Below are 9,397 nucleotides of genomic sequence, written 5' to 3'. Positions count from 1 at the left end.
CGACAATTGAACTTAGTGCGTAGTGTATTTAACAAAGTTATCGGACTCATGTGAATAGTAAATTGGCGCTATTTAAGGATTCTTATCCGAAGTAAAATTTTATCTATGCATTTAGAAGGATGTTATTCAATTTTTAGTGTGGTTCCTCGACCCATTTCCGACAATTGAACTTAGTGCGTAGTGTATTTAACAAAGTTATCGGACTCATGTGAATAGTAAATTGGCGCTATTTAAGTATTCTTATCCGAAGTAAAATTTCATCTATGCATTTAGAAGGATGTTATTCAATTTTTAGTGTGATTTTTCAAACCGGGGGAAAAATGTTTTCAAAGTTAATCGGTAAAGTGCGAATCTATACTTTTTTCCTAACAGTCTTGGTTTGCGGCGCCTGCCAGCAGCAGCTACAGCCCAACTTGCAGCAGCAGCGCAGCAAACAGGGGATGGCAGTTTCGGCTCACCCTCTCGCGAGCGCTGCGGGGCTGGCCCTGCTGCAACAGGGAGGCAATGCAGTGGACGCGGCGGCTGCTACGGCTTTGGCGATTTCGGTGGTGGAGCCTTTTTCGGCGGGTATCGGCGGCGGGGGTTTTTTGCTGATGCGGCGGGCCGAAACGGGGACTGTGCAAGCCTTGGATTTCCGCGAACGAGCTGCTAGAAGGGCAGCGCGGGATATGTATCTCGACAAGCAAGGCAAGGTGCGCCAAAGGGCAAGTCTGGACGGGCATTTGGCGGCGGGGATTCCGGGCACTGTTGCTGGACTTTATACGGTGCACCGCGAGTATGGTAAGTTGCCTTGGGCGCAGGTGGTGGCGCCGGCGATCGCCCTGGCTGAAAATGGCTTTCCGGTAAGTTCGCGGTTTACCACGGCTGCCCGGCGACGACAGGATGCGCTCAAAAAAAACCGGGCGGCGCGGGAGGTTTTTACTCGTGGTGGCATTCCATACCAGCCGGGGGAGCTTTTGGTGCAGCGGGATTTGGCACGGACCTTGCGACAGATTGCTGAAAATCCGCAAAGTTTTTATACCGGGGACATTGCGCGGGCGATCGCCGCCGACATGGCTAAAAACGGCGGCATTATCACTCTCGAAGATTTGAAAAACTATACGCCGATTTGGCGAAATCCGGTTTGTGGCAAATTTCGCACTTACGAAATTTGCGCGATGTCGCCTCCTTCTTCCGGCGGCGTTCATTTGTTGCAAATCTTAAATATTCTGGGAGATACCGATCTCAAGAGGTGGGGAAGGCAAAGTCCAGATACGCTACATTTACTCGCGGAGAGCATGAGGATTGCTTATGCTGACCGGGCACAGTATTTGGGCGACCCGGATTTTGTGAGTGTACCGATCGAAGCTCTGACTAGCAGCAATTATGGCCAATTGAGACGATCGCAAATCCAAATGTCAAAAGCAACACCTTCGGGGGAGGTAAAAGCTGTTGACGCTGAAACTTTGAGCCACTTTGTGTGGGAGTCTCCCGAAACTACCCACCTCACGGTAGTTGACAAACAGCGCAATGTTGTATCCTTAACGTTTACGGTGAATGGCGGTTTTGGGGGCGGAGTCGTGGCGGCGGGTACGGGAATTTTGCTCAACAACGAGATGGATGATTTTGCAGCGGCGCCGGGAGTGCCGAATTTGTTTGGTTTGGTGGGGGGGGAGGCAAATTCGATCGCCCCCGGGAAGACTCCTTTATCGAGCATGACGCCAGTCATCGTGACAGAAAATGGCAAATTTCGCCTCGCTGCGGGGGCTCCCGGAGGCAGCACGATCATTACCACGGTGCTGCAAATTGTGCTTAATGTGTTGGTTTACGACATGAATGTCGGCGATGCTGTGTCTGCACCTCGGGTGCATCATCAGTGGCAGCCCGATCGCCTGATGGTGGAACGGGGAGGTTTTGAGGCTGCGACGCTTTCGGAGTTGCGGCGGCGGGGACACCAGATTGTGGAAAGTGACGGCTGGGGTAATGCCAATGCGATCGTCCTGACTGCGGATGGTTGGTTGGAAGGGGCTGCCGATCGGCGCGGGGAAGGAGAAGCAAGGGGGTTTTAGTCATCAGTTAGTCGATTAGAGATTTTAGATTTGAGACGGGGGCAATATCAAGGCGACTCGACGATTTTAGATTTACTCTACAGATGAATCTGGGAGCTGGAACAAGAGTCTAAAATTTTTATCTCTCCACGACAGGAGTCGGGGGCTTGAATCCATTTTTGGGGTCATCAGTCATCAGTCATTAGTCATTAGTCATTAGTCATGTTGGCGATCGTCAACGGTATCAAAACCCGGTTGCTTTGGTCTCCAGTGCCTAAGTCCTGAAATTATTAGCCAGTGTACGTATATTTTTGCATCCGTATTTTTGCGGTAAAGTTTATTGGCAGACTAACTCCGAATAATTACCAAAAAACTTCACACAACAAGCATAAATTAACTTAAATGTAAAGTTCTTGTAAAGACCCTAGACATTGATTGTTATATAATGTAAAAATAAAGTTGTGCATTGAACCAGGCTGATATTTTTCCAGACAAAATCATGATAATTACTCAGAAAATAGCTGCATTAACTGCTACATTAACTACTGCTATGAGCTTGTTGGCAGCCCCAGCAATGGCATTTTCGGTAGGGGCAACTAATAACATTCATACTTTAAAAAATAATTTGTTGGGAACTAATACATCCGGCTTGAGTAATTTTTCTCTTTCAATTAGGGGTAATGAGGAGGCTTTTGGTCTTTTCACTGATGACCCCTTCGGTTTGACGTCAGGGGTTGTTATGAGCACTGGTAAAGTCACCGATCTACCGGGCCAGAATCTGAAATCTACAGGCAACAGCGATTTAAGCACGGACTTTGGACCCTTGGGTGAAGAGGGGGATTTGAGTGAGCTAAACCTCAGCTTTTTTGCTGACTCTACGGCTGAAAAGTTGTTCTTTAAATATGTATTTGGTTCGGAGGAGTTTCTTGAGTACGGCGGTACTGAATTTAATGACAGTTTTGAACTGCTGCTCAACGGCAGTAATTTGGCCAAATTGACCGACGGACAAACAGTTACGATTAATAATCTTGTTCCAAATTCAGGCGATCGCTCTACAGATCACCCAGACTATATTAACAACCCAAGTGTCACAGGTCTTGCTGCTAACATCCTTAAGCTGGACGGTTATACTAAAGTTTTAGGTTTTGAGGGTTTGCTCAATCAAAATCAGACGAATGTTCTCACCATCCGCATTCGAGATGTGCAGGATGGCAGCTATGATTCTGCTGTATTTATTCAAGGCAATGTGGGAACTATAGACCCTGAGATAGACTCTGAGCCGGTTCCCGAACCGATGACTGTGGGGGGTTTGATGGCGGGAGGCGCTATGCTGGCTGCTGGACGAAAGTTGCGCGCTCGCCGGAAGTAATTAATAACGGAAGTCCGATGGAAAAAAGAGCAACTGCCAAAACGGTTGCTGTAATATGAAGCTCGATTAACCGTGTTCGAGGCAGAAAGGGGTTTTGATAAGCCAAAAGACTTTATTGTAGCCCTTGAACCGGGTAAAAAAACTCGGTTTGTGCGATCGCGATCGTAACCGCTATGGGTTCATAGTGAGGACTTTAGTGCTCAGCATTTTCAGAATCCTGGGAATTATCGCTCGGATTCAAAGCCTTGCCTAACATATTACCAATTAACGGTAATCGACGGCTCGCCATTTTCATTAATTATAAGAAACTTTCCTCTTGTAAGCGTTTATCCTGCGTATGTTGTAATGCACGAATGATCGGAACAAGTAAAACTCCACCAATCACTACTACACAGAAAGCCGGGAAAGATCATTCCTGTCCTACCTAAAAAGCCAATTCCGCCTACCGCCACCACAAAGACAAATAGATTAAATGAGCCATTCGCCCAAGCACTTTTGACTTTAATAGGTTTTGGATTTTCTTCGATAGCACCTCCTCCTTGATTGATTTGAACTGGTGAGCCAGAGATAGGATAAATATTCCTTGCTTCTGCTTTTTTATTTCTCTTTTTAGCTCAACTTTTCTCTTCCGCTCCTATCATCTCTTAAGCTGAGAAAATCAACTTCAATATCAGGTGGTTTGTCACCTTCAATATTTTGTTCGTTTTTAGCAATTCGTTGTCGTAATTTATCCAGATCGTAAAAATGAGGATTTTGGCTATTTTTACACAGGAAGCAATTACAGGCAATCTTTTTTTACTCTAAATCGCTCATAAATATTATGAATTTCGTCTAATTTATCCGTAATCACTTCTAAAAAAAACCGTTTCTTTGTCCCATATAAGCGAATCTTAATTTCTCAGAGGTGATATATTTCGATGAGTTCAGCTAAGGCATGATCCAGTTTGAAAATTACGCCACTACGTCATACTTTTGGTTGGTCAATACAGTAGTTCATTTCTACAATAAAGCGAGTTAAAAGGCCTTTGCTGACGGGGCGACAGTCTAGTCAGGCGATCGGCTGCCACAAATTACCTAACTTATCCCACCCGCGCCAGAGTTTTGGCTGAGTCTCACAAATATCGTGCATCTTGCCGATACCGCTTTTTATCCCAATTCTCAAAAGTTATGGAGCAGTAACTAGGGCTGATAAAATGTCATCCCATCGAGTTATAGATCGATAGGGTTCAGATCAGCACAATCTGACCCCTAAAAGAGGTCTGTATGTCTCATAAATATGTGAGATAAAATTCCGATAAGAACCCTAACTGAACCGTATTGAAGCATAAAGGTAATGCTGAAGCGTGGAATTTAAAGGGGGTGCATCTCAATGAAAGCAGGAGCGAAGCCTGACGGCCGATAGATTTATTGGTTAGAAGCTCATATTTACTGCGGGAATGCTTCGCCCATACAGACATATTTGCTTTCATTGAGATGCACCCTTTAAATGTGGAACTGCTGAGCAGAGTGTCTAGCAGTACGTCACTCGTGAACCGTACCGTCGGGTAAGATTGTACCTGTTAATGTAGTTCGGGTGAGTTTTACCATAACTCGATCGCCGTAACCGATTTTCGCTCCTGTTAAGTCCGCACCGCTCAAGTCTGCACCGCTCAAATCGGCTCCGATTAAGTTGGTTTCTCTCAAGTTGGCATTGATCAAACAAGCTCCTAACAAATTGGCCCTGAACAAGTTTGCTTTGTGCAAATTCGCGCCTGTGAGGTTGACGTTGTGTAGAAAAGCATCGCTTAAGTCGGCTTCACTCAGGTTTGCATTGCTCAAGTTTCTCCCTGAAAAATCCCTTTCTTTTAAGGAAGCTCCTTTGAAGTTAGAACCGCTCAAATCGGGAGCTTGCGGCCCAGCTTGGCGGTAAGACTGAGATGGCTGCGGCGACGATTGGTAGCGGGACGCATCTGAATAGGGCCCTGAAGGATTTCCAGCATAATTGCCAGCATATTTTCCTGGAGAGGTTTCAGAAGAGTAGCGGGGTGCTTGTGGGTTTGCCGGCGGTGGCTGGGTGTTTTGGTGTTGGGTATTTGGATACTGAGTATTTCTGTACTGATTGTTTTGGTACTGAGTGTTTTGTGTCTGATTGTTTTGGTACTGAGTGTTTTGTGTCTGAGTGTTTTGGTACTGAGTGTTTTGGTACTGAGTATTTTGTTGCTGAGTATTTTGTTGCTGGGTGTTTTGGTACTGAGTGTTTTGTTGCGGGGTGTTTTGGTACTGAGTGTGTTTGTGCTGAGTGTTTTGTTGCTGGGTGTTTTGGTGCTGAGTGTGTTTGTGCTGGGTATTTTGTTGCTGGGTGTTTTGTTGCTGAGTATATTTGTGCTGGGTATTTTGTTGCTGGGTGTTTTGTTGCTGAGTATATTTGTGCTGGGTATTTTGTTGCTGGGTGTTCCGGTACTGAGTATTTTGTTGCTGGGTGTTTTGTTGCTGGGTGTTTCGGTACTGAGTATTTTGTTGCTGGGTGTTTCTGTGCTGAGTATGTTTTTGCTGAACGTTCTGATTCTGACCTCTTGGTTGAATCGATCGCAATCGTTCGCGAGCTTGATTAATTTCCTTAATCTTTTCTTCAGCTTTCTGTAGTAGTCGGGGATTGTCTTTGGGGATGCGATCGGGGTGCCAAATGAACGCTAAATCCTTGTAGGCTTGGCTAATTTCTTCTCTGGAAGCTCCCGGCAACAGTTCCAGCACTTTATAGTATTGGTCGAGGTCGTTCATTGTACCACCTTTCGCTTTAAGAAATTAGGAATTAAAAATTAAGATCCGAGTAAAAGCCGCTGTCAGTCGATTTGAGATTTGAGACGGGGGCGTGAGACGGGGGCGTGAGACATTCGGCGAGCGCTCTGTCGAGCCGTCGAGTCGCGCTCTGTCGAGCCGTCGAGTCGCGCTCTGTCGAACCATTTTAGATTCACTCCACAGATGAATCTGGGAGCTTGAACAAGAGTCTAAAATTTTGGCCGGATCACGACGAGTGTCGGGGGCTTGTATCCGTTTTTGAGCGGGGTCAAAGCTTGCTTGTCCGATCGTACATTAGATGAACAATAACTCAGCTAAGCCGCTGCTGGCAAAAAGTCTCGAATTAGCTGCAAATATGTTGCGGCATCCTCCAGCATCGGAAAGTGAGCCGTATTAGGAATTATAACAAATTCTACTTTTTTGCTGAGGGAGGCGGCTTGCTCTCCCATGATGGCGGGGATAATTTGATCGAATTCTCCGGCCACAAGCAGTGTGGGAACACTCAGCCGTGCAAATTCTTGGGGCATTTCCTCGGCTGCTCTTTTGCTGACGGCCGTCACCATTGTACCTATAGCAGCTTCCTCGTCTGCCATTAAAAAATCCTTGAGAAACCCCAGACTGACCTCTCTGGGAAGAGAACGGCGCAAAAACCGAGCCATAAATAGCCGATCGGCAAAAGGGATCGATGCCAGCCAAGACGGCCTAAATTTTACCACATAGCCACCAAATTTGTGAAAAGTTGTAAAGGCTTTCTCATCGTATTCAAAAATCCCGCTGCAAGTGAGAATTGCTTTTTCTACTTTTTCGGGGTAAAGGTTGAGAAATAAAGTAGCAATTGATGCACCTGTGGAGTGAGCATTGAGAAAGACGCGGCTTAAATTCAGAGCTTCTAATAATTCAGCTAAGTCGCGGGCGTAGGTTTCGAGTTCGTAGCTGGACTCAGGAGGCTCTTTTGGCAAAGGCGATCGGCCAAAACCTCTCATATCATAAAGCAAACAATCAAAATCATCAGCAATAGCCCGTGCCGTGCTTTCCCAGTAACGCGCCGAGCCCGCCCAGCCGTGGAGAAATACCATCACTGGTTTGCCGCACGGCCCAGCACAGTTATCTGCCGTTATCCACTCGTAATAATGTTGTACACCGCGAATTGAAATGAAAGACATGATATTGACTTTAGATTCTGAGATTTTAGATTTTAGATTTTAACTCATAATTGTTCAGTAAATACCCAAATTCCCGACTTCTTTAATAAATCGGGAATCTCAAGACTAAATCTCTCAAAAAATCTGCGTTAATCCGCGTCAATCCGCCCACATCTGCGGTCAAAAATTACCAACATAGGATCGAATCATAAATCTCAAGCCACAGAAGCAGCCAGCCACAATAAACCATCTACCAAAAGCGTGATTAACACCGCGCCCCAAATACCCAAATTCCCGACTTCCTTAATAAATCGGGAATCTCAAGACTAAATCTCTCAAAAAATCTGCGTTAATCTGCGTCAATCCGCCCACATCTGCGGTCAAAAATTACCAACATAGTATCGATCGTAAATCTCAAGCCGCAGAAGCAGCCAGCCAAAATAAACCATCTACCAAAAGCGTGCTTAACACCGCACCGCTAAACGCGCGCCAGTGCAGTTGCGTGCCGCGCAAACTCAGCAAACCGACTGTTAGCAACACAGCGATTAAAACAAGAGCGCAACCTATACCCCAAGGAGTTTCAATTTGACCGATCGCACTTTGAAAAATCGGCATAGCTAATTCCGGTTCCGCGTGCATCACTTGGCGCCAGTAGGGCATCAACCCAGTCAAGTAAAAATATAAATCAGTAATGGCAGTACCCAATAGAGAACCTAAATAAAAATAGCCGCCAACTTTTCCCCAAGATTTGCCCAAGCACCAAATAGCAAAAGGCAAGCCAATTGCTTCTATAGGTAGATGTAAAATTGGTTCCCATCTAAACCACCCCCAATAGATAGAACCTGCCAGCCAGCATCCGGCAAATCCTAATAATAAATCCCCCCAAAGTTGTGTTTTGGGGCGGAAAATTAGAATTAAACTCAGAACAAACCAGGGGATAGTTGATAGCAAACTGATGGTTGGATATAAGCGAACCAACGGTGCTTGCACGAAGACTGGAATTGAGACTAAAAATGCTGAGGCGCTAAATATTAACCACTGTTTGATGCTATTTGTTGTGCCTGAAGTGACAGAATTGTCGAGGCCGGCGATGGTGGCAATAGGTGCGATCGCAGAGGATACTAAATTAAGATTAAACAACTGATTTGACTCCGTATTGTTTCAATAGGTGGACTAAAAATTTTGCTGCGGTTGTGGGTGCGACAGTCTCAATGCCGGCGGCGGTTTGGCCCACGTGCCAGCCTTTTGCAGTTTGGGGAGTTCGCCATAAATCCAAATGTTCGATCGGCGGATCTGCATAAAAGCTTTCTCCACCGCCGCCGAGAATTGCCGAACTCCAGTGCGTAAAGCGATCGTGGCTGATTCGGTGGATGGGAAAATTGCCCATCAGAGGTACTCCCCAACCGTCTAAGGCAAAAAATGCCCCGACTTTGCCGCCGAGTTGCTGCCACAGAAGAGCCGCCCCGATCGCCCCGGCTACTCCTGCCGAAAAGCTGACAAATACTAGACTTTCTCCTGCCAACTCTTCGCTACACACAAAGTGCAATATGTCAAGAGCTGAAAAAGGCGGATATTTATGAGCGGGAAAAATCTTGACAGGCTCGACTATTTGCTGGTTTTGGCGATCGGCTGCCAGTCCCCAAAGCCCCGAAAGTCCCGTCAGGAAACAGTCGGTTAGCTTTGGTTCGTGGACTCCGGGGCAAATTACCAGTCTCATAGTTCGTCAAGAAAGTTAATATAGTTCGCAACATAACTTTATCATATAGCTACTATATCATATACTACCCCAGGGGATAGGGTGTTAAACTTATAATAGAGTCTAGTTTGAAGAGTATCCCCCTAAGTTAAAAGCTGGGAACGCTCCAAACCGCTTTAATCAGAGGCAAGGTGAGGGAGTCTTAAGAAAACATGAAAGTTATCCCCCCCCGCCCCATCCCCTGTCAAGCTTAGCAAAGGCTGATTCTAGTTTTAAGCTGTTCTGTATTTAGATTTAACTTTTCCGGCGGCCTCGAAGCTGACCCCACAAAAGCTTAAAGAAACAGGATTGTGAAAATTAGAGGCCTGCCAGCTTAGCTGCCCTACGA

The 9,397-nt window shown here is 46.0% G+C and carries 6 protein-coding genes; 2 read left to right on the top strand and 4 right to left on the bottom strand.

The genetic code is table 11. The annotated features are described in order from the left end of the window. Window positions 1–320 precede the first annotated feature (320 nt). The gene (gene ggt, locus QUB56_RS06550; protein WP_332954195.1) at window positions 321–2,048 is read left to right on the top strand and encodes a gamma-glutamyltransferase; all 1,728 of its coding nucleotides are present in this window, start codon (window positions 321–323) and stop codon (window positions 2,046–2,048) included. A 478-nt stretch (window positions 2,049–2,526) separates the two neighbouring features. Next, window positions 2,527–3,396: a choice-of-anchor L family PEP-CTERM protein gene (locus tag QUB56_RS06545; RefSeq protein ID WP_332954194.1), complete on the top strand. Its 870-nt coding sequence runs from the start codon at window positions 2,527–2,529 to the stop codon at window positions 3,394–3,396. Between the two features lie 1,521 nt (window positions 3,397–4,917). Here the strand turns inward: QUB56_RS06545 and QUB56_RS06540 are convergent. The 4 genes from QUB56_RS06540 to QUB56_RS06525 form a co-directional block, all read right to left on the bottom strand. Next, entirely contained in the window at window positions 4,918–6,153 is a 1,236-nt protein-coding gene (locus tag QUB56_RS06540; RefSeq protein ID WP_332954192.1) for a pentapeptide repeat-containing protein, read from the bottom strand. 332 nt (window positions 6,154–6,485) lie between these two features. Next, complete coding sequence (locus QUB56_RS06535) at window positions 6,486–7,334, bottom strand: alpha/beta hydrolase (RefSeq protein WP_332954190.1); 849 nt, start codon at window positions 7,332–7,334, stop codon at window positions 6,486–6,488. A 393-nt stretch (window positions 7,335–7,727) separates the two neighbouring features. Then, entirely contained in the window at window positions 7,728–8,453 is a 726-nt protein-coding gene (locus QUB56_RS06530) for a DUF3120 domain-containing protein (protein ID WP_332954189.1), read from the bottom strand. After that, window positions 8,446–9,030 carry a hypothetical protein gene (locus tag QUB56_RS06525; RefSeq protein ID WP_332954188.1) on the bottom strand — a complete coding sequence of 195 codons (585 nt, stop codon included), beginning with the start codon at window positions 9,028–9,030 and terminating at the stop codon, window positions 8,446–8,448. The genes QUB56_RS06530 and QUB56_RS06525 overlap by 8 nt, the downstream gene beginning before the upstream one ends. Window positions 9,031–9,397 lie beyond the last annotated feature (367 nt).

This window comes from Microcoleus sp. AR_TQ3_B6 (assembly GCF_036702785.1).
In the GTDB taxonomy this organism is placed as follows: domain Bacteria; phylum Cyanobacteriota; class Cyanobacteriia; order Cyanobacteriales; family Microcoleaceae; genus Microcoleus.
The sequence above is the reverse complement of the archived record's forward strand: the minus strand, read 5'-3'. Positions and strand labels throughout refer to the sequence as shown.